The organism is Exiguobacterium sp. HVEsp1 (assembly GCF_002009685.1).
In the GTDB taxonomy this organism is placed as follows: domain Bacteria; phylum Bacillota; class Bacilli; order Exiguobacteriales; family Exiguobacteriaceae; genus Exiguobacterium; species Exiguobacterium profundum.
The window spans coordinates 2,634,969-2,658,498 of sequence record NZ_KV917367.1; the positions used below are offsets into that span (position 1 = coordinate 2,634,969).

At 49.3% G+C, this 23,530-nt stretch carries 27 protein-coding genes, 1 pseudogene and 2 riboswitches; of the genes and pseudogenes, 14 read left to right on the plus strand and 14 right to left on the minus strand.

Going from position 1 to position 23,530, the window contains the following annotated elements:
* Positions 1–178: 178 nt before the first annotated feature.
* Positions 179–619, plus strand: a complete 441-nt coding sequence (locus BV910_RS13435) for an RrF2 family transcriptional regulator (protein WP_078147731.1) — start codon at positions 179–181, stop codon at positions 617–619.
* A 22-nt stretch (positions 620–641) separates the two neighbouring features.
* On the opposite strand, the gene BV910_RS13440 is transcribed toward BV910_RS13435, so the two are convergent.
* A complete protein-coding gene (locus BV910_RS13440; protein WP_078147732.1) occupies positions 642–1,574 on the minus strand; it encodes a ring-cleaving dioxygenase in 933 nt (310 codons plus the stop codon).
* Between the two features lie 119 nt (positions 1,575–1,693).
* Between BV910_RS13440 and BV910_RS13445 the strand changes: the two genes are divergently transcribed.
* The 6 genes and pseudogenes from BV910_RS13445 to BV910_RS13470 all read left to right on the plus strand — a co-directional run bounded on the left by BV910_RS13445 (position 1,694) and on the right by BV910_RS13470 (position 6,991).
* A complete protein-coding gene (locus BV910_RS13445; RefSeq protein ID WP_074035697.1) occupies positions 1,694–1,903 on the plus strand; it encodes a helix-turn-helix transcriptional regulator in 210 nt (69 codons plus the stop codon).
* Positions 1,900–2,367 carry a hypothetical protein gene (locus BV910_RS13450; RefSeq protein ID WP_074035695.1) on the plus strand — a complete coding sequence of 156 codons (468 nt, stop codon included), beginning with the start codon at positions 1,900–1,902 and terminating at the stop codon, positions 2,365–2,367. The genes BV910_RS13445 and BV910_RS13450 overlap by 4 nt, the downstream gene beginning before the upstream one ends.
* Before the next feature lie 129 nt (positions 2,368–2,496).
* Positions 2,497–3,825: an MATE family efflux transporter gene (locus tag BV910_RS13455; RefSeq protein ID WP_078147733.1), complete on the plus strand. Its 1,329-nt coding sequence runs from the start codon at positions 2,497–2,499 to the stop codon at positions 3,823–3,825.
* A complete protein-coding gene (gshAB, locus tag BV910_RS13460) occupies positions 3,809–6,100 on the plus strand; it encodes a bifunctional glutamate--cysteine ligase GshA/glutathione synthetase GshB (RefSeq protein ID WP_078147734.1) in 2,292 nt (763 codons plus the stop codon). The genes BV910_RS13455 and gshAB overlap by 17 nt, the downstream gene beginning before the upstream one ends.
* Positions 6,101–6,162: 62 nt before the next feature.
* A complete protein-coding gene (locus BV910_RS13465) occupies positions 6,163–6,453 on the plus strand; it encodes an ArsR/SmtB family transcription factor (protein WP_078147735.1) in 291 nt (96 codons plus the stop codon).
* Between the two features lie 80 nt (positions 6,454–6,533).
* A pseudogene (locus tag BV910_RS13470) lies at positions 6,534–6,991 on the plus strand (SRPBCC family protein).
* A gap of 43 nt (positions 6,992–7,034) precedes the next feature.
* Here the strand turns inward: BV910_RS13470 and BV910_RS13475 are convergent.
* From BV910_RS13475 to BV910_RS13485, 3 genes are read right to left on the minus strand one after another with little or no spacing between them, the layout of a single operon-like run.
* Positions 7,035–8,093 carry a threonine aldolase family protein gene (locus BV910_RS13475; RefSeq protein WP_078147736.1) on the minus strand — a complete coding sequence of 353 codons (1,059 nt, stop codon included), beginning with the start codon at positions 8,091–8,093 and terminating at the stop codon, positions 7,035–7,037.
* Positions 8,094–8,148: 55 nt separating this feature from the next.
* A complete protein-coding gene (locus tag BV910_RS13480; protein ID WP_078147737.1) occupies positions 8,149–9,129 on the minus strand; it encodes a zinc-binding dehydrogenase in 981 nt (326 codons plus the stop codon).
* A 2-nt stretch (positions 9,130–9,131) separates the two neighbouring features.
* Positions 9,132–9,623, minus strand: coding sequence for a lactoylglutathione lyase family protein (locus BV910_RS13485; protein ID WP_078147738.1), 492 nt, complete (start codon positions 9,621–9,623; stop codon positions 9,132–9,134).
* 118 nt (positions 9,624–9,741) lie between these two features.
* Between BV910_RS13485 and BV910_RS13490 the strand changes: the two genes are divergently transcribed.
* Positions 9,742–10,050: a winged helix-turn-helix transcriptional regulator gene (locus tag BV910_RS13490; RefSeq protein ID WP_078147739.1), complete on the plus strand. Its 309-nt coding sequence runs from the start codon at positions 9,742–9,744 to the stop codon at positions 10,048–10,050.
* 28 nt (positions 10,051–10,078) lie between these two features.
* Here BV910_RS13490 and BV910_RS13495 read toward each other — a convergent pair whose 3' ends face one another.
* The gene (locus tag BV910_RS13495) at positions 10,079–10,459 is read right to left on the minus strand and encodes a VOC family protein (protein WP_012727475.1); all 381 of its coding nucleotides are present in this window, start codon (positions 10,457–10,459) and stop codon (positions 10,079–10,081) included.
* Positions 10,460–10,534: 75 nt separating this feature from the next.
* On the opposite strand from BV910_RS13495, the gene BV910_RS13500 reads away from it, so the two are divergent.
* The gene (locus BV910_RS13500) at positions 10,535–11,014 is read left to right on the plus strand and encodes a GNAT family N-acetyltransferase (RefSeq protein ID WP_078147740.1); all 480 of its coding nucleotides are present in this window, start codon (positions 10,535–10,537) and stop codon (positions 11,012–11,014) included.
* Positions 11,015–11,029: 15 nt separating this feature from the next.
* Here the strand turns inward: BV910_RS13500 and BV910_RS13505 are convergent, their stop codons facing one another.
* Genes BV910_RS13505 through mtnK form a run of 5 tightly spaced genes read right to left on the minus strand, consistent with a single transcriptional unit; the run spans position 11,030 to position 16,660 of the window.
* Positions 11,030–12,031: an ABC transporter permease gene (locus BV910_RS13505; protein WP_078147741.1), complete on the minus strand. Its 1,002-nt coding sequence runs from the start codon at positions 12,029–12,031 to the stop codon at positions 11,030–11,032.
* A gap of 1 nt (position 12,032) precedes the next feature.
* Complete coding sequence (locus BV910_RS13510) at positions 12,033–13,406, minus strand: sugar ABC transporter ATP-binding protein (protein WP_168169877.1); 1,374 nt, start codon at positions 13,404–13,406, stop codon at positions 12,033–12,035.
* Positions 13,406–14,485 (minus strand): sugar ABC transporter substrate-binding protein, encoded by a 1,080-nt coding sequence (locus BV910_RS13515; protein ID WP_078147743.1) that lies wholly within the window; start codon positions 14,483–14,485, stop codon positions 13,406–13,408. The genes BV910_RS13510 and BV910_RS13515 overlap by 1 nt, the downstream gene beginning before the upstream one ends.
* Complete coding sequence (gene mtnA, locus BV910_RS13520; protein ID WP_012727480.1) at positions 14,478–15,512, minus strand: S-methyl-5-thioribose-1-phosphate isomerase; 1,035 nt, start codon at positions 15,510–15,512, stop codon at positions 14,478–14,480. The genes BV910_RS13515 and mtnA overlap by 8 nt, the downstream gene beginning before the upstream one ends.
* Positions 15,509–16,660 (minus strand): S-methyl-5-thioribose kinase, encoded by a 1,152-nt coding sequence (mtnK, locus tag BV910_RS13525; protein WP_078147744.1) that lies wholly within the window; start codon positions 16,658–16,660, stop codon positions 15,509–15,511. Before mtnK ends, mtnA begins: the two co-directional genes overlap by 4 nt.
* Positions 16,661–16,742: 82 nt before the next feature.
* Positions 16,743–16,845, minus strand: a riboswitch (SAM riboswitch).
* Positions 16,846–17,050: 205 nt separating this feature from the next.
* A riboswitch (SAM riboswitch) is annotated at positions 17,051–17,152 on the plus strand.
* Positions 17,153–17,224: 72 nt separating this feature from the next.
* Here mtnK and BV910_RS13530 point away from each other — a divergent pair.
* Genes BV910_RS13530 through BV910_RS13545 form a run of 4 tightly spaced genes read left to right on the plus strand, consistent with a single transcriptional unit; the run spans position 17,225 to position 20,187 of the window.
* Positions 17,225–18,379, plus strand: coding sequence for a 2,3-diketo-5-methylthiopentyl-1-phosphate enolase (locus BV910_RS13530; RefSeq protein WP_078147745.1), 1,155 nt, complete (start codon positions 17,225–17,227; stop codon positions 18,377–18,379).
* Entirely contained in the window at positions 18,376–19,026 is a 651-nt protein-coding gene (locus BV910_RS13535) for a 2-hydroxy-3-keto-5-methylthiopentenyl-1-phosphate phosphatase (protein WP_078147746.1), read from the plus strand. Before BV910_RS13530 ends, BV910_RS13535 begins: the two co-directional genes overlap by 4 nt.
* The gene (locus BV910_RS13540) at positions 19,023–19,640 is read left to right on the plus strand and encodes a methylthioribulose 1-phosphate dehydratase (protein ID WP_078147747.1); all 618 of its coding nucleotides are present in this window, start codon (positions 19,023–19,025) and stop codon (positions 19,638–19,640) included. Before BV910_RS13535 ends, BV910_RS13540 begins: the two co-directional genes overlap by 4 nt.
* Before the next feature lie 13 nt (positions 19,641–19,653).
* Complete coding sequence (locus BV910_RS13545; RefSeq protein WP_078147748.1) at positions 19,654–20,187, plus strand: 1,2-dihydroxy-3-keto-5-methylthiopentene dioxygenase; 534 nt, start codon at positions 19,654–19,656, stop codon at positions 20,185–20,187.
* Between the two features lie 36 nt (positions 20,188–20,223).
* On the opposite strand, the gene BV910_RS13550 is transcribed toward BV910_RS13545, so the two are convergent.
* Positions 20,224–21,054: a TerC family protein gene (locus BV910_RS13550; RefSeq protein WP_078147749.1), complete on the minus strand. Its 831-nt coding sequence runs from the start codon at positions 21,052–21,054 to the stop codon at positions 20,224–20,226.
* A gap of 253 nt (positions 21,055–21,307) precedes the next feature.
* On the opposite strand from BV910_RS13550, the gene folE2 reads away from it, so the two are divergent.
* Positions 21,308–22,219 carry a GTP cyclohydrolase FolE2 gene (gene folE2, locus BV910_RS13555; protein ID WP_012727487.1) on the plus strand — a complete coding sequence of 304 codons (912 nt, stop codon included), beginning with the start codon at positions 21,308–21,310 and terminating at the stop codon, positions 22,217–22,219.
* Between the two features lie 38 nt (positions 22,220–22,257).
* On the opposite strand, the gene BV910_RS14845 is transcribed toward folE2, so the two are convergent.
* The 3 genes from BV910_RS14845 to BV910_RS13565 are packed head-to-tail and all read right to left on the minus strand — an operon-like array spanning position 22,258 to position 23,479.
* Complete coding sequence (locus tag BV910_RS14845; RefSeq protein WP_168169878.1) at positions 22,258–22,422, minus strand: hypothetical protein; 165 nt, start codon at positions 22,420–22,422, stop codon at positions 22,258–22,260.
* Positions 22,422–22,721: a rhodanese-like domain-containing protein gene (locus BV910_RS13560; RefSeq protein WP_041917952.1), complete on the minus strand. Its 300-nt coding sequence runs from the start codon at positions 22,719–22,721 to the stop codon at positions 22,422–22,424. Before BV910_RS13560 ends, BV910_RS14845 begins: the two co-directional genes overlap by 1 nt.
* 38 nt (positions 22,722–22,759) lie before the next feature.
* Entirely contained in the window at positions 22,760–23,479 is a 720-nt protein-coding gene (locus BV910_RS13565; RefSeq protein WP_078147750.1) for a DUF2711 family protein, read from the minus strand.
* Positions 23,480–23,530: the final 51 nt, after the last annotated feature.

Below are 23,530 nucleotides of genomic sequence, written 5' to 3' on the forward strand. Positions count from 1 at the left end.
CCCCCTTTTGTTTTGTACACGTTCATTATGTGAGACAAGTCACTTTAAAGCAATATATTAAATACTTGTTTAAAGTAGATTTCACGTTTCTGACTTATTTTCGCCATTACCCTTTCACATTTGTTCGAATCGCACTTTTTGAGATTGTCTTGTACAATGAAACGAGAGGTGATGATGGATGAGACTCACGCAAACATGTGACTACGCACTGCGAACATTGATGTATAGCGCTACGTTTTCACATCGGCTCGTCACGATTCAAGAAGTGGCAGACCAATATAACATCTCCAAAAACCATGTCATGAAGGTCGTATATGAGCTTGGGAAATATGGTTATTTGGAATCGGTGCGTGGTCGAGGCGGCGGCTTTCGACTCGCACGACCGATGGATGACATCAATGTAGGGGAAGTCGTTCGGACGATGGAACCCTTCGAACTCGTGGAATGCTTCGGGGAAGGCCGATGCGTCATCGCACCTGCCTGTGATTTACGAGGTGTTTTGAATGAAGCCATGTTGGCGTTTCTTCATGTACTCGATCGTTACACGATTGCGGATCTCGTCGTCAACCGAACGAACGAACTCGCCATGTTATTAGGCGTACAAAACCCGACGGACTGAAATGGTCCGTCGGGTTTTCCGCTTACAAAGACTTTAGTTTTGATTCGATTTCCACTCGTCTCGACTCAAGAAATGGCGGCAAGGCCAATCGCTCTCCGAGTGTCTCAAGCGATTCATCCATCGCAAATCCCGGTTCATCTGTCGCCAGTTCCACTAAGATTCCGCTCGGTTCGCGGAAGTAAATCGACTGAAAATAGTAACGGTCAATAAGACCAGAGTGGCTGATTCCATGTGCGTCAAGCTTCTCGATCCACTTCGTCATATCGTCTGTTTCTTCCACTCGAATCGCCACATGATGCACACTCCCTCGCCCTGGTCGTTCCGATGGCAAATCCGGCCGATCGACGAGATGGATCTCTGTTGCCACACCACCCTCGCCCGTCTCAAAGACACGCACGTCATGTCCATCCCGTTCAAATGTCGTTACATATCGATAGCCAAGAACTTCTGTCAGCACCCGTGCCGTCTTGTCAATCCGCCGTACCGTCCACTCACTAAACCCGAGACCGAAGATGCCGAGGTCCGTTGGCACTGGACCTTTGCTCCAAGGTGTCCCGCTCCCTCCCTCTACAAGACAGAGGCGTTGACCCTCATGATCTTCGAACGAAAGGGCTGCCCTTCCTAAAACCGACTCGATTTCTCCGTAAGATACATCGAACGTGTCAAAACGCTCCTGCCAGTACGCGAGCGCTCCATCCGGCACCCTGAGTGCTGTCCGGGAAATACTGCTTGACCCTCGATACGTCTGTCCGAGAAACGGTAACTCAAAGAACGTCAAATCGGTTCCAGGTGTACCCGTCTCGTCTGCATAGAACAAGTGATACATCGATGGGTCATCCTGGTTAACCGTCTTTTTGACGAGCCGCATCCCTAGTATTTCCGTGTAGAATCGCAAGTTCTTCTTAGCATCCCCGGTCATCGCTGACACGTGATGTTGTCCACTAATCACCTTCATCCCTCATCTCCCCTTTCGACTATATCGTTATTGTATCATCCCCAAATGAGTAAAGTCCTCTTTACATTATGTAAAGTTTGTTTTACACTAATGGTAGAAACTAGAAATGAGGTGGCACGATGCCATTAGTCAACCGCGTGAAAGAACTGCGTGCCCGGCACCAGTTAACCCAAGGCGACCTGGCCGAAAAGGTCGGTGTGACGAGACAGACGATCATCTCGCTCGAGAAAGGCAGCTACACACCGTCACTCATGCTGGCGATGCACATCGCACGGGTGTTCGAGGAACCGGTCGAATCTATATTCACAATCGAGGAGGAAAGAAAATGAAACACGTTGTCGTTCAGTCTATTTCCAGCATCATCCTGTATGTCCTGATGGCATTTCTATTCAGCTCATTTTTATCCGATGTGTCGAAGACCGTCAGCGAGTCTGACCGATTCTTAGTTGAATTCAATCTGCTTCCCCTACTTTTACTTGTTGTTTTTGGCATTGTTTGGACAGTCTATTCGTTTAACTCCCGGCCGAACAAGCAGTTGAGCTTCACTCAATGGTCTGTCCGCATGACTGAATTTAGTGAAGTCGATGAGCGTGAACAAATCATCACAGTGAAAGCGACAAAAGCGGCATACATCTCGTTCGGCATCTCCGTTCCTATTTTTATGGGGTCGTTTATGTTCTATCCGTTGTTTGAAGATACACTTCCCGCCTATCCGATCTATGCACTCGCTTCAACGCTCATCATCGCGACACTCGTCTATATGACGACTTGGATTCGCGGTTATCGACATTAAGGAATTCATCACGAATTCCTTTTTTTGTGTCCATTTTTCATCGATTCGGCTATCATGATTGCCAATTCTATTATACCGTGCTTATATATAACTAAATGGTTATATAAAGAATGTAAGGAGTCTTGCTTTGTGAAAACCGTCGATTTGACGATTGGAAACGTGCAACGCGTCATTCTGGCTCTTGCCCTTCCGCTCGTCGGTAGCTCGTTATTACAGTTTACGTATAGTCTCGTCGACATGTTTTGGGTCGGTGCGCTCGGGAGTGATGCTGTGGCAAGTATCGGTGCGGCTAGTTTTTATATCATGCTCGGACAGGCGATTCAATCGTTGATTGTCGTTGGTGCCGGCATCAAAGTATCACAAGCTGTCGGGAGACGTGACCTCAATTCGGTTCAGCGTCATGTCCGGGCCAGCAGGCGTCTGAATCTAACACTCGGTCTTTCGTACGCCTCACTACTAATTATGTTCGGTCATACATTCATCGGCTTTTTGAATATGGGTGCCCCCGCTGTGGAGCAGCTTGCGTATGAATATTTGTTCGTCAGCGCGCCGATGCTTATCTTTTCTTTCTTTAATTTGCTGTTTGCTCGTCTATTCAGTGCATATGGCAATACGACAACAGCGATGCGAATCAATGCGACAGGTGTCATCCTCAATATGATTCTCTCCCCGATTTTCATTTATCCATTCCAACTCGGTGTGATCGGGGCTGCCCTTGCAACACTTGTCGCCAACGTCATGATGTTCGGATTGTTTTGGCACCGCGCTCGTACATTATTCAATTGGGATGAAGTCGTTCAGCCGACTCGAGCTGACTATAAAGAAATCATCCGTCTTGGTTTTCCGATGGCAACCCAACGGATTTTGTTCACGGTAATCAGTATTTTTCTTGCCCGCATGATTGGCTCATACGGGACGGAAGCGATTGCGGCACAGCGCATCGGACTTCAAATCGAATCGATTGCCTACATGATGATTGGTGGCTTGAACGGAGCAATGGCTAGCTATACCGGTCAAAACCTCGGGGCACGAAAAGTAGATCGTGTTCATGAAGGTTACCGGGTAACGACCCGACTCGGGATGGTTTACACAGGATTCATCATGTTGTTATTTTTAATCGTCCCAGATTTACTCATTGGTCTATTCGTCGATGACGTTCGAACCATCGAAATTGGGGCGAGCTACTTGCGAATTATTGGCATTTCGCTCGTCTTCTCATCGATTGAAATGATCGGAAACGGATACTTCTCAGGACTCGGATTACCGAAAATCCCCGCGACCATCTCGATTATTTTCACAGTGGCCCGTATCCCGCTCGCATTTGTTCTTGAGCCTTATCTCGGAATCGATGCCATCTGGTGGAGTATCGCCATCTCAAGTATCACAAAAGGGCTTGTCTCCGCCCTCTTTGTCCGACTAACGAAAAAGGAAGTGATTTCCCTTGCAAAAGCAGTTTAATCAACTACCCCACCATCTCATCACAAGTGGAAAATTTGCCATCGAGCGAGAAATGTTACGCGTCACGTCAGAAGGCACACTAGCTGTTACGAAGCATCCAAAAGCACTCGGTCATAAAGCGACTCATCCATACATCACGACCGACTTTTCTGAAAGTCAAATTGAGCTCGTCACTCCAACGTTTCCGACGATTGAGGCGGCACATCATTTTTTAGAAACGCTATACGACATCACGGCGCTCAACATAGGCGATGAACGCCTTTGGCCACAATCGATGCCATGTGCCTTGCCGGAAGGTGGTACGATTCCACTCGCTGATTTTGGTGTGTCCGGAATAGAGGCTAGCCGTTATCGTGAGCATCTGCTCCAAAAATATGGTGCGAAAAAACAACTCATTTCTGGAATCCATTTCAACTTTTCATTTTCCGATGAGATGTTATCCGCATTATACGAAGGATCCCCTGAACAAAATCGACACTTCAAAGATCACCTATATTTGAAGTTAGTTCGTCAATATTTACGAATGCGTTGGCTCATCGTCTATTTGCTCGGTGCTACCCCAGCCGTACATGCGAGTTATGAAGAACGATGTGTCAGCCAGATGCAAGCGCTCCATGTAGACACTTTTTCAAATAAACAAGCATTGTCATATCGGAATAGCGACTGTGGATACACGAATGTTGAACCGCTTTATCCAAATTATGCGACACTCTCAAGTTATATAGACGATGTAAAACGGTTCATTGCCAAAGGCGAGATTGCCAATCCGAACGAACTCTACTCCCCCATCCGATTGAAAACATCGAAAGGTGGTAACGACTTAAATCAACTCGAGGCACACGGTATCGATTACATTGAAATTCGCAATATCGATTTGAATCCGTTTGAAAAGACCGGAATTGCTCGTTCAGATTTACGGTTCCTTCATCTGTTTTTGTTGTACTTGACCTTTACTAAGGAGACATCTCATGTCGATTGGCAAGCTGAAGCGTACAATAATCAACAACGTGTCGCCAAAGAAGGCATGTCTCCCGCAAGCATATTGACTCGAGATGGTTACGCCATACCTTTACACACGTACGCGACAGAACTTCTCGACGCCATCGATTCGTTCAACACACAGTATGACCTCGGCTTCGAAGATGTCTTTCCCGCTGTACGCGAAAAAATTGATCACGTGGACCGGACGTACGCTTCCCGATTAAAGACGATTATGACCGAGACGGGTTATCACGCATGGTCCCTCGCCCAAGCAGAACACTTTTATGAGGACGCCTATGCAAATCGTTTTCGCATCCACGGTTATGCCGACCTGGAACTGTCTACTCAAATCTTAATGAAATCCGCAATTAAACGTGGTTATCGTGTCGATGTCATCGATCGTTCCGACCAGTTCATTCGGATTCGAAACGGCAAACACGAAGAATACGTCAAACAGGCAACGAAAACTTCAAAAGACAATTATGTTTCCGTCTTAATGATGGAGAATAAAACGGTGACAAAGTTTGTACTCGCAGAGCATGGCATTCGTGTCCCTGAAGGGGTAGAACTTCAAGATGAATCAGATTTACGTCAGGCATGGGATTCATTTTCAAAACAACCCATCGTCTTAAAACCAAAGTCCACAAACTTCGGAGTCGGTATTCACATTTTTAAAGACGGAGCGACGTATGATGAAGCACGGTCTGCATTTCAGTATGCGAAAACGTTTGATGATGTCGTTTTACTTGAGACATTCTTACCCGGAAAAGAATATCGCTTCCTCGTCATCGGGGATGACGTCGCGGGCATCCTCCATCGTGTCCCGGCGAACGTCACTGGAGATGGCACCTCTTCGATCCGTCAACTCGTTGCGACAAAAAATGAAGACCCGTTACGCGGAAAAGGATACAAGACACCTCTCGAGAAAATCGACATCGACGAGGTCGTCATCTCATTTTTACGTGCTCAAGGCAAGACACCCGATAGTATTCCCGCTCTCGATGAGCGTGTCTTCTTACGCGAAAACTCTAATATCAGTACCGGCGGAGATAGTATCGACTATACGGATCAAATTTCTGACATCTATAAGCGTATTGCTGTCGATGCCGCTAAGTCAGTCGGGGCAACCATCTGTGGTGTCGATATGATGATTCCCTCTCTCGATGATGCGCAAATCGAATACGGTATCATCGAATTGAATTTTAATCCCGCCATCCATATCCACGCTTTTCCTTATGAAGGAAAAGAACGACCGATTGGTGAGATGCTACTTGATTTATTGTTTAAATATTGAGTATTCCTGTTACGGAATATTCCTAATTGGGAATATTAAAAGCAAGAGGACGGTGACGAAAAATGGAAGAGAGATTGGCTTCTTTGTTTCATGCGTTAGCCGACCCGAACCGGTTGCGGATGATCGAATTGTTACGGAAACAAGAGTGGACGGTCGGAATGATGGCAAATCAGCTTGGGATCAGTCAACCGCAGACATCGAAGCACTTGCGAATTCTGTATGATGCAGGTCTCGTCACAGTAACCATTGATGCCAATCGAAGACGTTATGCACTCAAGTCTCAAGCACTCGAACCATTAGATGCTTGGCGGACCTATATGGCTCGGGAAACAGAGCGACTCGATCGATTGTAGACGTTTTTAGCGGAGTCACAGCGAGAGGAGAATGGATCATGAGTACGGTCAAATCACATATAGAGGGCACGACATTGATTATGGAACGTCTGTTCAAGGCACCACGCCAACTTGTATTTGAAGCATTCTCGACACCTGCACATCTCGAGAAATGGTGGGGACCGTCCGGATGGGAGACGAAAGTATACAGCTTCGACTTCAAACCGGGGGGATTTGGCATTATTGTATGACTTGTGTCGACAAAGAACAAGGTGACTTTTATGGTATGGAATCATGGGGCAAATCAACCTTTATCGACATCGATCCATACTCCCAAATCGTCTATACGGATGCATTCTCGGATGCGGACGGACACGTCAATCCGGACTTGCCTGTCATGACGATCACAAATGATTTCCTCGATACATCGGAAGGCACGTTATTCATTAGTCGCTCCGAATTCCCGAATGAAGAGGCTCTCCAACAAGTCGTCGAAATGGGCGCTGTCGAAGGGTTCACTTCCCAACTCAATCGTCTCGAAGCGATTGTAAGCCAGTAAAAAACATGCACCGTTCCCGAAAAGGAATGGTGCATGTTTTGATTCATCTGAACTGCCGAAACAATCCATCAAGCTGTTCTCGCGTAATCCGTTCAAACGTATCTCCGATGCTTACTTCGGTTGAACAGTGTCCGTCTTTTTCAACAAGATACCCCGTAATGCCTACTCCTGTTTCTTCTTGGATGCGCGCAATCTTCTCACCAAGCTCTTCCTTCTCCCATTGAAAATGAAGATGGAACATATTCGTGACCGGGATGCGTGGAGTCGTCCACACGCCATCGAGTTCATTGAAGCGTGCTGCTAAGCGGACGGCCTCGTTTCGATACTCGGCCATCTTGTCTTTTCGTAGCTCATAATAATAATCCGCGGACAGGATGTATGGATATAAGCTGATCAAGTCACCACCGTAGCGTCGCTTCCATACTTTCGACATGTCACAAAATGCCTTCGGTCCAGCAAGGATGGCACCGGCAATGCCACCGATTCCTTTATAAAACGAGACGTATACGCTATCAAAGAGCGCACAAATCTCAGAAGCCTCTTTTTCATAATACGGAAGCGATTCGAACAGTCGTGCACCATCCAGATGTAGATGAATCCCTTTCTCACGACAGTGTTCATGAATTGCCACAAGTTCCTCGAACGTCGGCAATTCCCCACCGATTTCTCGTTGTGGCAGTTCGAGCAACAGACACGCAATGTCCGGTAACGCTTGAATCTCTTCGAGCGTCATCAATCGGTTTTCGTCCCCCACTAAAATCGGTTCGATGTGATGCAACTCTTTTAAACCATCCTCCTCATGAATTTCAAGGTGGCACAGCGGGTGATATGCGACCTTTTTCTTCCCTGTCTCATCACACCAAATGCGTAGCGCAATCTGCTGTGCCATCGTACCGCTTGGAAAGAATACTGCCGACTCTTTCCCAAGAACCTGTGCCATCTTCTCTTCGAACTGTCGAATCGTTTTCCCCTGTCCATACTGATCACTCGGCTCATCTTCACGCACATGCTCAAATGCGCGTTTCAATACCCCGGCTTCCCGTTTGCCGTGACCGCTCAATTGAACGTTCGTCTGACGATACGTGTCTGCCAATCGCTCCATTCTTTCCCCTCCTCGACAAATAAGCTCCCTGTCAGTATAACAGGGAGTCCTCTCTTCAGTCGCGAATGCGGACGATGAGTTTACCGCGCACTTTTCGCGTTTGTAGTTTTTCGAGACCTTCTTTCAATTGGTCGAACGACAACACTTCTGTGACGAGATCGTTCAGTTCACCTGCATCGAGCAAGTTCATCATCTCTTCGGCCATATACGCCAAGTTGCGAATCGCATGTTCGTCCTCGCTCGCATGAGCCGCCCCGAGTGCCACTTCGTGAATCGAAGGAGATAACGTGAAGCCTTTCATGTTCGTCATGTCTGGTGGCCCGGCGATGTAGGCGAGGTGTCCGCTGAATGCGAGACGATCTAGGTCTGCTGTCGCAACGTCTCGTCCGACTGTATTCAAAATCAGGTCGACACCACGTCCATCTGTTTCTTCCATGATCCGTGCCGTCACGTCCTCGACGTTATAATCAATCACCACGTCCGCCCCGAGTGACTCTACCCACTCAACGTTCTCAGGAGATGCCGTCGTGAATACCTTCAGACCGAGCCGTTTTGCGAGCTGAATCGCAAATCCACCGACACCGCCCGCTCCTGCGTGTATGAGAATCGTCTCCTTATCTCGCGTGTTCAGCTTCTGCATGACCGCTTCATATGCTGTCATCCCCGCACACAGGATAGAAGCCGCCGCCTCATCGCTTACACCTTGCGGAACGACCGCACACGCCCGGGCATCGACGACCGTATACTCGGCGAATCCCCCATATTTCGAAAGATCCGTATGAACAGCCACACGCGAACCCGTAATGATGTTGGCGATACTCGAACCGACCTCAACGACTTCTCCGACGAGGTCGACACCGAGAATGTGTGGATATGACCAATTCGGGTTTCCGTTTGATCCGACTTTATAATCGACCGGATTCAAGGCGACCACTTCGACACGAATCAACAGTTCTCCCGCTCCTGGTGTCGGTCGGTCGATTTCTCCAATATGCAGATGATCAAGACCAGGTTGATCGAGTAGCCATGCTTTCATGTTTAGTAAGCTCCTTCCGAATGCGTGAGTTCGTATGAGTGTGAATAAATTTCAACGAGGTTGCCGAATGGATCTTCGCAGTACACCATGCGGTACGGTTTTTCACCTGGGTAGTATTCACGAATCGGCATCCGTTGTCTCCCGCCGTGAGCGACAATCTTCTCGACGAGCCCTTCGATGTCAGGGTCTTGTACACAGTAGTGGAAGATCCCTGTCTTCCAAAACTCGAAGTTGTCTTCTGGTGTTTCGTTGTTCGGAAATTCGAACAACTCAATCCCGATTCCGTCTCCCGTTGACATATGAGCGATTCGGAATTTGCCCCAGCCCGGTCCGAAGACGTCGGTACACATCACACCGATTGGCGAATCATCCTCGACGACGTCTGATGGTGTCATAATCGTATACCACCCCATCACGTCCTCATAAAATTTTACGGCCTCAGCGACGCTCGGTACAGAAAGACCGATGTGTGAAAACGTTCTTGGATATGTCATGTTTCATTTACTCCTTTTTGTTTGCTCAATTTAGCGGGTAACGATAAGATACTGTCATTGAAGCAAGAAAAAAAGTACGCACATTGAAGTAACTACCCGAAAGTGAGGTTCCTTGAACATGACCACATCGTTCCCCGTCAACCGCGCACTTGAGATTATCGGCGGCAAATGGCGCCCCCAAGTGTACTGCACGCTTCAAGATGGACCGCTTCGTTTTTCTGATATTCAACGAGCGATTCCGGACGTCAGCCGAAAAGTGTTGACCGACCAATTGCGCGAGCTCGAGCAGCTCGGCATGGTTCGCCGTGTCGACTACTCGACCGAGAAGCACCTGCACGTCGAATATTCATTGACCGAAGACGCCCTCGGACTGCAACCCGCCATGAATGCCCTTTGTTCATGGGGAGAGTGCCACGACAAAAAATAATCCCGAGCCACATGGCCCGGGATTATTTTTATGAGGCGAACAGACTAATCAAATTCCCATCCGCATCGTACAGGATGGCGTAACGTTGACCCCAGAACGCATCCCACGGTGCTTTGTGTGACGCATAACCTTGTTCAAGGATTGAGTCATACAAAGCATTCAATGACTCACGACTGTCACATAAAAAGGCAAGCTCGATTCGATGCCCGTCTGCCTGTTTCCATTCCCCGTATACCGATTCGGCCACTTCTACCGTATCGAACGCGAGACGCACGCCTCCTTCGTCAATCTCTACATGTGCTTCCCCGTTCATCGCTTCCGGAATCTCAAACCCGAGCGCCCGATAGAAATCGAGCGACCGCTTCATATCCGTCACGACGATCCCGACCATGTCCAATTTGACTGCCATCATGTTCCCTCCCCTTATTTTCATGATACGATTTGAGTGTAGCATGACCAATTCGATCAGAGACGAGGAATTTCAATGAATTATACGTTTCAACCACTCACCCAAGAGCAAGCCGAACGTATCGCCTTCGAGTGGCGCTATGAAGGCGAATACGCGTTTTACAATATGGATGCTGACGAAGAAGATCTCGCCTTATTTTTAGATGCAGATGAGCGAGGTGATACAACGTTCGCCATTCTTGACGACGAACTCATCGGTTTCGTCACGTTGCAATTCGAATCAGTAGACGCTGTTTCTATCGGTCTCGGCATGCACCCTGATTTGACGGGGAGCGGCAACGGACATCGATTCCTCACGTCAATCATAAATTGGATTGAGGCGACATATGGGACTCGCACAGTGCGTCTTGCCGTCGCCACGTTTAATAAACGGGCCATCCGATTATACGAGTCTCTAGGCTTCATCCCACAAGACACGTTCATGCAGGAGACGAATGGTGGTGTGTATCCGTTTCTTTCAATGACACGTGAACAAAGCGAACCCCCGAACAACTGATGTCCGGGGGTTTTGTCATGTCCGCTGTTTCTTCTGAATATAAGAAAGACCGAGCGCTCCAATTAAAATCGTCCCTTTGACGATGTCTTGCGCATAATACGGCACGTCCCACATCGTCAGTCCGTTCAAGAGAATTCCAATCAAAATAGCTCCAATCAATGTCCCGATCACGTTCGGGCGCCCTGTCCCAAAGACGGCGTAGCCGATGTAGGCAGCCGCGACAGCGTCCATCAAAAGGGGTGCTCCAGCCGAGACTTGTCCCGTACCAATCCGAGATGCAAGAATGATTCCGCCGATGGCTGCAAACAATCCGCTGAGTACGTAGGCGTACAACTTGATTCGATTCACGGCGATCCCGGAACGACGGGCCGCTTCGGCGTTCGACCCGACGTAATAAAATTCACGCCCGGTCCGCGTATAAGTCAAGAATAGATGTGCTCCGATAAAGAACACCAGCATGAGCAGGGCGACGAACGGAATCGGACCGATCGTCCCTTGACCGATGAATAGAAATGACGGGATGAAACGCCCTGGCGCCGTCCCCCCTTCAATCGGCATGTTGTCATAAATCGAGAATCCTTTCGTATACGTCAACTGAATCCCGTTAATGACGTACATGATGGCGAGTGTCGCTAGTAAATCCGGTAATCGGAATTTGATTGTGACGAGCGCGTTCAACAGCCCGACGAGAATCCCGAGTGCAAGTGGGATCAGCAGAGCGACGAGAAGCTCTTGTCGATGAAGGACGAGACTTGCCGCTGCCCCGATTGTCGCAAGACTCGCCGTCGAGCCGACCGACAAGTCGAATCCTCCGACGATGAGCGAAAACGTGACGCCGAGGGCAAGTAGCGAAACGATTGAAACCGATTTGATGATGTCACTAAAGTTTGCGTATGTCAGAAATTGATCGTTCGTCACGGTAAAGACCGCAATCAAACTAAGGATTGCGAGTAACGTTCCATACTGACCGATATGACCGCTGATTCGTTTTCGTTCTTTGACTACTAACTGTGCCATGTCATGCGCCTCCTTTCTCTGCAAGTTGTCCACGGTCGAGCCAAAGAATTCGATTGGCGACCCGTTCGAGCTCGTGTCGCTCACTCGAGGTGAACAATACGGTCTTCCCTTGTTTCGCGAGTGCAATGACGCGTTCATATACGTCTTGTTTCGCTGCGATATCAATTCCTTTTGTCGGTTCGTCGAGCAGATAAATGTCTCGGTCTTCGAGTAACCATTTGCTAAAGACGACCTTCTGTTGATTTCCACCACTCAGCTCACGAACCGGTTGTTTCACGTTCGCATAACGGACGCAAAGCGATGCCAATACGTCCGAAACGCGAGTTGCCTTTCCTGCGACAGCAATCACGTTCCGTTCAATCGTCTCGTCTAAAAATAATCCATGACGACGTCTCTCCTCTGGAACGAGTGCAAATCCTAAACGTACGGCGTCTGCCGGTTCTTTGATCACGTGCTCTTTCCCCTCGATTGTGATGGATTGACGAATCCCAGAAAGACCGAACAACGCTTCCATCAGTTCCGTCTTCCCACTTCCTGTCAATCCACCAATCCCGAGCACTTCTCCGCCATACGCTTCAATCGAAATCTCCGATTGAAACGCCGGAAGAGTCAACTGCGCGGACAAACAAATCGTGTCTTCCGGCACCGCCTTTTCTAACGCCGCATCAAATGTTGTCCCACTCAAAAATGTCTGCACCGCTTCTGAAGAGAGCGATTGGTACGGTCCATCGTACACGACACGTCCGTCCCGAAGAAACGTCGAGGTCGACGTGACCCGGGTGAGCTCGTTTGAACGATGCGTGACCAATACAATCCCGACTCCTTCTGCCGCAAGCTTCTGTAACAATTCAAGTAAGGCGTCGGCATCCGTTTCCGATAAGGCAGCGGTCGGTTCGTCGAGGAGCAAATACTTGGCATCGCTCTCGAGTGCCCGAGCGATGAGAAGGCGCTGTTTCACGCTTAGCGGGAAGTGACCGGCTGGACGCGTTGGATCGACCTCTAAACCGACTCGGGACAACACACGTTTCGCTCGCTGTTTCAAACGTTGCGGACGAATCCGTTTCACCGTCTGCCATGGAAGGACGTTCTCATATACAGGCAAGTCCAAATAGAGCGCATCATCGACTTCTTGTGACACCGTGATGATGCCATGACGAATCGCTTCCGCTGGTGTGAGGCGGATTGATTTTCCATCAATGGACAACTCGCCGGACGTCGGTTCAGCCGTTCCGTTTAGCAGTTTGATGAGCGTACTCTTACCGGCCCCGTTCAGACCGAGAAGCCCATGAATGTCTCCCGGCTTTAAACTGAAGGATAGTTGATCGAGCACCGTGACGTCACCATACTGTTTCGTGATTCGTTCCAAGCGAATCATCAGTCGGTCTCCTTCATCCAATCTGACCATGCTGCATTCGATTCGCCCCAACCTGGCACGTACTGTCCAAGGTCATCCATCGTGACAGGCTCATCCGGTAAGACGTCACGGTCCACTAGATATGGGTCGACCGAATGAATGGAAGGCGTCTCTTCCCCGACCACTTTTTGATAAGCGTATCGGACTTGAATGCGGCCAATTTCGGCTGGATCTGTGGCAGCTGTCACTTTCCACGAACTCCCCTCTTCTTGCATGAGTTGCAAGTCTTCGTCACTCAAGTCAATCCCGTAAACGGCAATCTCGTCACGGCCTGCTTGCTTGATGGCACGGCTCGCCCCTTTGGCGAACTCATCCCACATCGCAAACACCGCATCAATTTCGCCTTCCGGGTACTTCTTCAAAATCGCCTCCATCTGGCTTTGCGTATCGAGCGCCGTGTTGTTCGTCGCCGAACCGAACTTTGCGACTTCCTGGATGCCGGGATAGCGTTTTAAGAACGCGTCATAAATCGTATGTCGACGTTCCATCGGGGTGAATCCACCGACCCAAATCGTGACGATGTTCCCTTCCCCGTCCAAATCTTCCGCGAGTGTTTTTAGCGAGCGCCATGCTAGTGAATAATCATCTTGGTCGATGACCGTCACGCCTTCGTTCGTCAAATCGTTATCGAATGCAACGACTTTGATGCCTTTGTCGAGCGCCCGTTGAACCGGTTCTTTCAAGGCATCGGCACGTCCGTGGTCAATCAAGATCACATCGACTCCTTGCGTCGTCGCCGTATCGACATAACTCGCCATTTTCGACAAATCATTTTCAGCATTATACACTTTCACGTTGCCACCGAACGCTTCGACTTGCTCGGTCACCCCTTCGATATACTGCGAAGAGAACGTCCCGATCGACATCTGCATGACGAGGGCGACTTCTAGATTTTTCGGAAGCGTCTCATTTGAGACGTTGACGGTTTTCGCTTCCGTTTTACTTGTTGTCGTAGTCGTTTTCGGTTGAGCCTGTTCGTTCGTGCATCCGGCAAGTGCCAGGATGACGGTCAACAGGAAGAATATGATTTTTTTAGACATATGTGTTTCCTCCTACATGTTCTACAATGACCGACTCAGTCGGTTCGAGCACACCTGTCTCTGTAATTAGACCGGTAATCAGTTCGGGTGGTGTCACATCAAACGCCGGATTGAAGACGGTGATGCCGACGAGTGCCGTCGGATGTCCCCCGATATGGGTCACTTCATGCGCGTCCCGTTCTTCGATTTGAATCGTGTCATCTGCCTCTAAATCGAATGTCGAATGCGGAGCAGCCACATAGAATGGGATGCCGTAATGCTTCGCCAAAATCGCAAGCTGGAGTGTTCCGATCTTGTTGGCCGTATGACCGGTACGGGTGATGCGGTCCGCCCCGACGATGATAGCATCGATTTGTTTCGTCTGGATGGTCCAGGCCGCCATGTTATCTGTAATCAGTGTGACATCGATATCTGCCCGGTCGAGCTCCCATACGGTCAGTCGTGCTCCTTGAAGCAGCGGTCGCGTTTCGGACGCGAACACCCGAAACGGGATGCCACGCTCTTTCCCGACATAGAACGGCGCGAGCGCGGTACCGTATCGTGACGTCGCGATGGCACCGGCGTTACAAATCGTCAATACGTTGCCACCAGCGGGTAACACGGTGAGCGCATGTTCCCCAATCGTGCGATACGTAGCCACGTCTTGTTCAAAGATTTCAATCGCACGCTGCTTGATCGCTTTTGCAATCTGTTCAAAGTCCTCTCCCACATTCAGTCGAAGGAGTGATTCGATGACATGCTGTAAATTGACCGCGGTCGGTCTTGTCGCAATCAACCGTTGACCGACTTGATTCAATTGGAGATGAAAATATGGATTGTCTTGCAGACGTGACGCTTCTTTCGCAAGGACAAACGCCCCGAAATAAGCGATGGCCGGTGCACCGCGAACTTGAAGCGACTTGATTGCCTGCTCGGCTTGTTCGAGCGTCAACACTTCGACATAGCGCTCTTCTTGCGGCAACAGCGTCTGATCTAAAATCGTCAACACTTCCGTGTCGGCATCGAAATGAATACTTTGCACACTCATGCGCGCACCTCCGACAAGACCGGGATCAGCTGATCGATCGATTGTATCTGATGACGCTGTTTGATGAGACGCGTACCAAGTTCTAGGGCGTGACGTTTCCGCTCGATGCGAAGGTCATCCGGCAATGTCTCTAAGTCGGCGACACCAGCTAGACCGACCGTCCGCCGAATCAATTCGCAACCCGCGTAGCCGATCGCATCGCTCAAAATGGATGGCAACAGTTCATCCACGAATCCTACTGTGTTGAATGGCTCGACCGCCTGTGTGAAGCGGGTACGGAACGTTTTTTCGAACGTCTCCCAGACAGTGAGCACTTCTGTGAAGCGTTCGAACCGTTTCAGCGGATGCGCATACGTTGAGAACACCAAATGGGCAATGATTTGACCGATATCAAAGCCGAACGGACCATAAAATGCAAACTCAGGATCGATGATTTTCGTTTCCTGTCGGGTCGCAAAAATGCTTCCTGTATGTAAATCCCCGTGCAGTAGCGCTTCGTGCTTCGTCACGAACCCAACCTTCAATTTCGTTACTTCAATTTTCAAGGCGAGGTCTGACCACAGTTGCTCCACATCCGGACGAAGGGCCGCTTCGATTTGATTCGAATCTGCATCGCGATACGGGTCGGTGAAAATCAGCTTTTCCGTGATATCGCATAGCTCTGGATTGTAATACTCTTTTTCGATTTGTTTCTTCACGAGCGGTCCGTTCGCGTAGTCAGATGTCGCAAACAGGGTTTCCCCGAGGAACGTACCGACGTGGCGAGCTAAGTTCGGGTAGCTCTCTCCTTTTAGGAAGCCGGTGCGGACGATTTCGAACGATGATAAATCTTCTAAAATCGTATAGGCGAGTTCACGGTCGCTACCGAGTACATCCGGTACGAACTGAGGGACGACCTTAGAAAATTCACGGAGTGCCAGTTGTTCAATCCAAGACCGATCAAGCGTGAGCGGCCAGCTCTCCCCCACGACTTTTGCATACGGTAACGCTTGTTTCACAATCAATGACGTCTCTCCTTGACGAATGCGAAAGACGAGATTTAAATTGCCATCCCCGATCTCCTCACATTCTGCAATCCCCTCTTCTAGTAACCCCAACTGTCGAACGTGGTCGACGACACTCTGTTCTGTAAACGCCTCATAAGCCATGATAATTTTCCCCTTTCTTAACTCTATGCATGAAAAAAGCCCCTTTCTCCGCGAGAAAGAGGCACACCCAAATTGGTTGTTCCTCTCATCTTTCAGACATGTGTCTGGTGGATGTAGCACCGTGCCAAATGGTCGGTTGCTGCGGCGTCTTAGGGCCAATTCCCTCTGCCAACTCGCGATAAGAGTAAATGATGTAATTGTGTTTGACGTGTTGAGACGAATATTACGGACTAGGCACGCTAGTTGTCAATCCTCTATTTTCAGTCGCCTCCCTATTTTTGACACGCATATATAGAAACATTATTTTCAAACTTTTTTTCTCAAAAAAAGGAATTGACGAGTGAGCGATTCTATGTAAAAATTCAATTAAATTTCACAACTTCACAACTATTCTTATCAAGAGCAGACGGAGGGACAAGCCCGATGATGTCGCAGCAACCGACCAGAAATGGCACGGTGCTAATTCTTGCAGCTAACGCTGAGAGATAAGAGTTCATTGTTTTTTTGAATGACCTCTTGCCTTGGCATGAGGTCATTTTTTGTTTGACCTGAAAGGAGGAACTTATGGGAATCATCACTACTTATGAAATCAAACATACCGATCACGTCGAGCGTGTAGCTGAGAAAATCGCACATGAGCTGACCGTCGGGACATGGACCGAGTTGAACCATCTCGAACAATATCAACTGCAAGCGTTCCGAGGTGAGGTCATCGCCACGTCCCAACAAGAAACGACAAGTCGCTTCTCGATTCGCTACCCGCTACATAACGTGACACCGGACTTTTCGTCCATTCTGACGACGACATTCGGTAAGCTCTCCCTCGACCCAGGCGTTCAACTTGTCGACCTCTCGCTTCCAGAGGAACTCGCACCGGACTTTCCGGGTGCCGCATTCGGAGTTGAAGGGGTCCGGGACACCCTTCGTGTACACGACCGCCCGCTCGCGATGAGCATCTTCAAAGGCGTCATCGGACGAGACCTTGATTTTTTGGCGACACAACTCCGGGACCAGTTCGCAGGCGGCATCGACCTCGTCAAAGACGATGAAATTCTATATGACAATCCGCTCACCCCGTCGCTCGAACGGGCACGGATCGGGGCATCGGTCATCCGGGAGCATAAAGAAACGACCGGTCGCTCCGTTCTATACGCCGTCACGTTGAGCGGACCCGTTTTCACCTTACGCGACCAGGCGAAGCGATTGATTGAGGCAGGCGCGACCGCACTCTTATTCAACGTATATACGTATGGGCTCGACGCATTGCGAGAGCTCGCCAAAGATTCTGAGATTCATGTTCCGATTTTGGCACATCCCGCTTTTGCAGGAGCGTTGACCGGATCGATTCGTCATTCCCTACTCTTCGGGAAACTGATTCGCTTGGCCGGGGCGGACTTGACGCTCTTCCCTTCGCCATACGGTTCGCTGTCGACACCGAAAGACGAAACACAACAGATTCAAACGTATGCGACGGAATCCCATTGGACGAAACCGATTCTGGCGGTCCCCTCTGCCGGGATTCACCCAGGACTCGTCCCGGATTTGATTCGTGACTTCGGAACGGATGTCGTCATCAATGCCGGCGGCGGGATTCACGGACACCCAGACGGTGCGGCTGCCGGAGCGAGGGCGTTCCGCCAAGCGATCGATCAGGCAATCGGTAAGACGAGCGAGACTGATGCCTTAACGACTGCATTAGATGCGTGGGGTGCGCGATGAGTACGCACGTCATCTGTGATTTCGACGGGACCATCACGGAAGAAGATAACATCATCGCGTTGATGCGACGGTTCGCCCCACCTGAATGGGTCGAACTCAAAGATGGTGTGTTGAACCAAACGCTCTCCATTCGCGAAGGCGTCGGTCAGATGTTCAGCTTGCTCCCAAGTAACCAGCAAGAGCAGTATCGTGAGTTTCTTCAGTCGACCATCACGCTTCGAGCGGGGTTTGTCGAGTTTTTGCAAGAGACCCAGTCGCACGGCTTTCGATTTGATGTCGTCAGTGGGGGCATGGACTTTTTCGTCCATCCGATTTTAGAAGGTTACGTCGCACCGGAACACATCTTCTGCAATCACGTTGATTTTTCAGGAGAGACAGCGCGCGTCACATGGCCTCATGCATGCGATGTTCATTGTTCGAACGACTGCGGATGCTGCAAGCCGACGATTGCTCGACAGATCGTCTCACCTACCGACACGTTGATTGTCATCGGGGACTCTGTCACTGATTTTGAAATCGCCAAACGTGCCGACGTCGTGTATGCACGGGGGCAATTGATTTCGCTATGTGAGGCGGAAGGAATTCGACATGTTCCGTTCGAGACATTCTACGATATCTCAGCTCACATGAAAGGAGTGAACGTATGACCGTACAAGAACGATGGGTCGAACTTGCCGACATTAAAGACGAGCTCGCCGCACGAGATTGGTTTCCTGGGACGAGTGGCAACTTGGCGATCCGCGTATCGGACGACCCGTTGACGTTCCTCGTGACGGCAAGTGGTCGTGATAAACGAAAGCGTACCAATGAAGACTTCGTTCTCGTCGATGCGACCGGTCAATTGATTGGAGAGCAAACAGGTAAACCGTCCGCGGAGACGTTGCTACACGTCGAAATCTTTAACAACACGAACGCAACCTGTTCCCTTCACGTGCACACGGTTGACAATAACGTCATCTCAGAGCTTTACGCGGCGAACGGACATGTCACGTTCGCGGGTCAAGAAATCATCAAGGCACTCGGCTATTGGGAGGAAACGGCAAGCGTCCAAATCCCGATCATCGAAAACCATGCGGATATTCCGACGCTCGCCCGTGCATTTGCCCCACATGTCACAGGCGATGCAGGTGCCGTCCTCATTCGGAACCACGGAATCACCGTTTGGGGCGAGACGCCAGCTGCGGCAAAACGTTATTTAGAAGCATATGAATTTTTGTTCAGCTATTCATTAAAATTACGCGCCTTAGGCGTCCATTCATAAGGAGGAATTCAACATGGCAACGATTTATTTCCAACAAACAGAAGAACGCGTCAGCGACCAACAAGAGGTACGTGCCTTTTTAGAATCACGAGACATCCTTTACGAAGCATGGGACATCGCAAAGTTACCGGCTTCTCTTCAGGAAAATTACCAACTGACAGACGAAGACAAAGAAACTATCTTGGCGACGTTCCGTGACGAGATTCAAGATGTATCAGCACGACGTGGCTACAAGACGGCTGACGTCATCTCGCTATCCGATGCGACACCGAATTTAGATGAACTGCTCGTCAACTTCCAAAAAGAGCATCATCATACAGATGACGAGGTTCGTTTCATCGTCAGTGGTCACGGCATCTTTGCGATTGACGATGCAGAACGCGGATACTTCAATATCGAACTCAATCCAGGTGATCTCATCTCCGTGCCGGTCAACACACGTCATTACTTCACGTTGCAAGAGGACCGTCAAGTCGTCGCCGTTCGTATTTTCGTGACGACTGAGGGCTGGGTGCCGATTTACGAAAAAGAAAATGTGCAGGCATAAGAAAAGGTCTCTCGCTTAAAAACGAGAGACCATTTTTTAATGTTTAACCGCCGTCGGTTTCGATGAGAACCAGCCCCATGTCGCAATCCCGACCATGACTGACCAGAAGAAAATCGTCCAAGCTGTCGAGTGGACGAACCCGTCTGGGAGTCCCATGAATGCGAACGGTGTCCCGGCAATCAATTCTTTGAATCCTGGGTGTTCAAGTACGAGCACCGTCAATTTGACCCCGACCCAACCAACGATGATGAAAGCAGCCGTTTCAAGAGATGGGCGTTGATGGAGCAACTTCACGAAAATACGAGCCGCAAATCGCATCAAGACGACCCCGATGAGGCCACCCGTCAAGACAACGAAGAACTGACCCGAGTCAATCCCACCAATCTCACCGAGACCGAGTGGTGGCAAGCTGACCGCAAGCGCGACCGCTGCCAAGATTGAGTCGACCGCAAAGGCGATGTCCGCAAATTCGACTTTTGCGACAGTGAGCCAAAATTCTTTCTTCGACACCGGCTTCTCCGTGACAGCCGTCTCTTCTTTCGCTTCAGCCGCCAAGTCTTGCTTCGGTTCTTGGCCTCGTGCCTTATACGTCATATACAAGTGTCGACCACTCATTCCAATCAGATAAAATGCACCAATCGCTTGAACTTGCCATACGTTGATTAAGAACGAGATTAAGAACAATGCGATAAATCGGAAGACGAACGCCCCGAGGAGTCCATAAAATAATGCCTTTTTCTGTTCTGTACGCGGTAAGTGTTTAACCATGACGGCCAAGACGAGCGCGTTGTCTGCAGATAACAAGCCTTCTAAACCGACGAGCACGACGACGATCCAGGCGTACTGCAGGATTAACTGCCAATCCATAAAAACATCTCCTTTTTTCTTTCAATTCCTTCATATTTAAGAGTGATCTATTTTTTAAGTTCACAGGACCATTTTATTCCCGTTCACAAAGTAAATCAATCCTCTTTCTTCAATATCTGAAGGATTTTTTCCGATTGCATATTCAAAACATGTTATGAGAGCAAAATCATACCCGTTCAGCCATCATTTCGTGATAAAATCCTAACAAGAACGAGTGGTGCTTTAAATCGCTCGAAAAAAGGAGAATCCGATTATGTCTACAAGCCATGTCGCTTTACCTACTAAAGCAGAACGACATAAATTGTTCGGGTCGGTCCCACCGATTAAAGGAACAAAGCCGACCGAAAAAGAACAAATGGTCGATTTACAAAATACACCGAAAAACTTCTTGTTCGCCCTCGACAGTGTTGGGATCTCGAACGTGAAACATCCCGTGAACGTCGAGACGCCAGAAGGAGTCCAGTCAACGGTCGCCACATTTGAATTAACGACATCGCTCGTACAAGACCGTAAAGGGATCAACATGTCTCGTTTGACAGAGCAGCTCGACGCGTACCATCAACAAGGGTGGACGGTATCAAACCGTTCGTTAATCGAGTTCGCGCAAGAGCTCGCCGAGCGTATGGAACAAACAGAAGGCCAATTGACAATCCGTTACCCATGGTTCTTCACGCGTAAAGCACCTGCGACAGGTCTTAGCGGTTTGATGAACGCGGACGTCATGCACCGTGTGACATATAACCTCGAAACGGGCGTCGCAAACGTGACAGTCGGTCTCGTCATCAACGTCACGACGCTTTGCCCATGTTCAAAAGAAATCAGTGAGTACAGCGCCCATAACCAACGTGGGTACATCACGATCGAAGCCGGTCTTGATGAGACATCGATGGACGGATTCGATTGGCGTGCAGCCCTTCTCGATGCAGCGGAGTCAAACGCCTCAGCACCACTTCACCCTGTCCTCAAACGTCCGGATGAGAAACGTGCGACTGAAATCGCATACGAAAACCCACGTTTCGTCGAGGATATGGTCCGCTTGATCGCGGCTGACTTGTACGAGATGAAACAAGTCGTGAACTTCTTCGTCGAATGCCGTAACGAAGAGTCGATTCACCAACACGACGCGATTGCATCGATCACATTCGATAAGCGTCAAGACGCATAAAAAATGCGGAACCTCTGTTAAAGAAGGTTCCGCATTTTTTATAGACTTGTCACGAGTTCAATCGTCAATAGGATGATGATGAGCATCACCCACACTGCCCAGACGAGTCGCCACTTCTCCCAGTCAAATCGCTTCATCACTGCATAGACCGTGAGGTAGAGCGCAAGGAGAAGCGGTACGACGACCCAAGGATTCTCTAGCATCACGCCTCGATGTCGCCGTCCCAAGCGAGCATTCCGCCGTCGACATTGACGACTTTATAACCTTGCGATTCTAAGTAATCACACGCCGTCTGGCTCCGTCCACCTGAACGACAGATGACGTGATAGACATTATCTTGTGCCAACTTTTCTGTCACTTGTGGGAATTCCGATAATGGATAGAGTGGTACGTTCGGGATATGCCCTGCCTCATATTCATCTTGCTCGCGCACATCGATGATATGGAGAGACTCCCCGTTCTCTAATTTTTCTCTTAATTCTGTCGCATGGATGCTTTGCATACATAGTTCCCCTTTCAATCATGGATTCCTCTTTTAGTTTACCTCAGCTTATGCTCCGACAAACTCCAGTTGATGGTCGTCTCAGCGTCACAATAAAATCCCTCGAGCTCGCATCGTTCGACGACCTGTTCGATCAACGCGCGATTGCCACAAAACAACGTGAAATGGCTATCCCAAGGTGGGACGATGAGCCATTCGTGTTGATAACCGAAAAACGTCCGATGTTGCATGCCCCACGTATCAGCGGCTAGCGTCTCACTGAGATGGATGAGATGCCGTTCCGTACAAAATTCGTCTCCGGTCCAGATCCAGCCTTCTCCCATCTCCAAGAGTACACGCAACACTTGATTCTTTTGTAGATTCGATAGTTCCCCTTCACCTGGTGGAAGCACATTCTCACGTTCGCAATATTCAATGATGTGATTCGCCCCTGCTCGATCTTCGGCATGTGGTTTTAGCGCCCTAATCATCGTTCGGAGCGCATGATCGATACGGCTCACGTCACGAAAACCTAGTCTTCGCCTCATCTCTTCCCATGTAACGGCCCGAAATTGCTGTTCGACCTCGTTTTTGTCCAGATCGGCATAACAATCAACCGCGGCGGAGTGATCTATTGGAGCAAGGAATGGATGAAACGCGATGAAGACCGTTTCAAATACCCCTTCATAATACGTCTTAAGTGGGTAGTCATCCCCACCACCAAACATGGCGTAACGATGTCCTTCAGGTAATAAAACGCTCTCATCTAGTTCGTCCATTTCAACACTCCTTTCTTGAATAGTTTATAACGGACCATCAAAAAAAGCACC

Excerpts from the sequence above, each read along its gene's own strand:
- BV910_RS13515 (WP_078147743.1), bottom strand. The coding sequence starts at position 14,485 with ATGTCTAAAAAAATCATATTCTTCCTGTTGACCGTCATCCTGGCACTT.
- BV910_RS13565 (WP_078147750.1), bottom strand. The coding sequence starts at position 23,479 with ATGGACGAACTAGATGAGAGCGTTTTATTACCTGAAGGACATCGTTAC.
- folE2 (WP_012727487.1), top strand. The coding sequence starts at position 21,308 with ATGTCTACAAGCCATGTCGCTTTACCTACTAAAGCAGAACGACATAAA.
- BV910_RS13505 (WP_078147741.1), bottom strand. The coding sequence starts at position 12,031 with ATGGCACAGTTAGTAGTCAAAGAACGAAAACGAATCAGCGGTCATATC.
- BV910_RS13495 (WP_012727475.1), bottom strand. The coding sequence starts at position 10,459 with ATGGCAGTCAAATTGGACATGGTCGGGATCGTCGTGACGGATATGAAG.
- BV910_RS13485 (WP_078147738.1), bottom strand. The coding sequence starts at position 9,623 with ATGACATATCCAAGAACGTTTTCACACATCGGTCTTTCTGTACCGAGC.
- BV910_RS13545 (WP_078147748.1), top strand. The coding sequence starts at position 19,654 with ATGGCAACGATTTATTTCCAACAAACAGAAGAACGCGTCAGCGACCAA.
- BV910_RS14845 (WP_168169878.1), bottom strand. The coding sequence starts at position 22,422 with ATGCTAGAGAATCCTTGGGTCGTCGTACCGCTTCTCCTTGCGCTCTAC.
- BV910_RS13500 (WP_078147740.1), top strand. The coding sequence starts at position 10,535 with ATGAATTATACGTTTCAACCACTCACCCAAGAGCAAGCCGAACGTATC.
- BV910_RS13540 (WP_078147747.1), top strand. The coding sequence starts at position 19,023 with ATGACCGTACAAGAACGATGGGTCGAACTTGCCGACATTAAAGACGAG.
- BV910_RS13530 (WP_078147745.1), top strand. The coding sequence starts at position 17,225 with ATGGGAATCATCACTACTTATGAAATCAAACATACCGATCACGTCGAG.
- BV910_RS13445 (WP_074035697.1), top strand. The coding sequence starts at position 1,694 with ATGCCATTAGTCAACCGCGTGAAAGAACTGCGTGCCCGGCACCAGTTA.
- BV910_RS13475 (WP_078147736.1), bottom strand. The coding sequence starts at position 8,093 with ATGGAGCGATTGGCAGACACGTATCGTCAGACGAACGTTCAATTGAGC.
- BV910_RS13550 (WP_078147749.1), bottom strand. The coding sequence starts at position 21,054 with ATGGATTGGCAGTTAATCCTGCAGTACGCCTGGATCGTCGTCGTGCTC.
- BV910_RS13480 (WP_078147737.1), bottom strand. The coding sequence starts at position 9,129 with ATGAAAGCATGGCTACTCGATCAACCTGGTCTTGATCATCTGCATATT.
- BV910_RS13510 (WP_168169877.1), bottom strand. The coding sequence starts at position 13,406 with ATGATTCGCTTGGAACGAATCACGAAACAGTATGGTGACGTCACGGTG.
- mtnK (WP_078147744.1), bottom strand. The coding sequence starts at position 16,660 with ATGGCTTATGAGGCGTTTACAGAACAGAGTGTCGTCGACCACGTTCGA.
- BV910_RS13490 (WP_078147739.1), top strand. The coding sequence starts at position 9,742 with ATGACCACATCGTTCCCCGTCAACCGCGCACTTGAGATTATCGGCGGC.
- BV910_RS13465 (WP_078147735.1), top strand. The coding sequence starts at position 6,163 with ATGGAAGAGAGATTGGCTTCTTTGTTTCATGCGTTAGCCGACCCGAAC.
- BV910_RS13535 (WP_078147746.1), top strand. The coding sequence starts at position 18,376 with ATGAGTACGCACGTCATCTGTGATTTCGACGGGACCATCACGGAAGAA.
- mtnA (WP_012727480.1), bottom strand. The coding sequence starts at position 15,512 with ATGAGTGTGCAAAGTATTCATTTCGATGCCGACACGGAAGTGTTGACG.
- BV910_RS13440 (WP_078147732.1), bottom strand. The coding sequence starts at position 1,574 with ATGAAGGTGATTAGTGGACAACATCACGTGTCAGCGATGACCGGGGAT.
- BV910_RS13450 (WP_074035695.1), top strand. The coding sequence starts at position 1,900 with ATGAAACACGTTGTCGTTCAGTCTATTTCCAGCATCATCCTGTATGTC.
- BV910_RS13560 (WP_041917952.1), bottom strand. The coding sequence starts at position 22,721 with ATGCAAAGCATCCATGCGACAGAATTAAGAGAAAAATTAGAGAACGGG.
- BV910_RS13435 (WP_078147731.1), top strand. The coding sequence starts at position 179 with ATGAGACTCACGCAAACATGTGACTACGCACTGCGAACATTGATGTAT.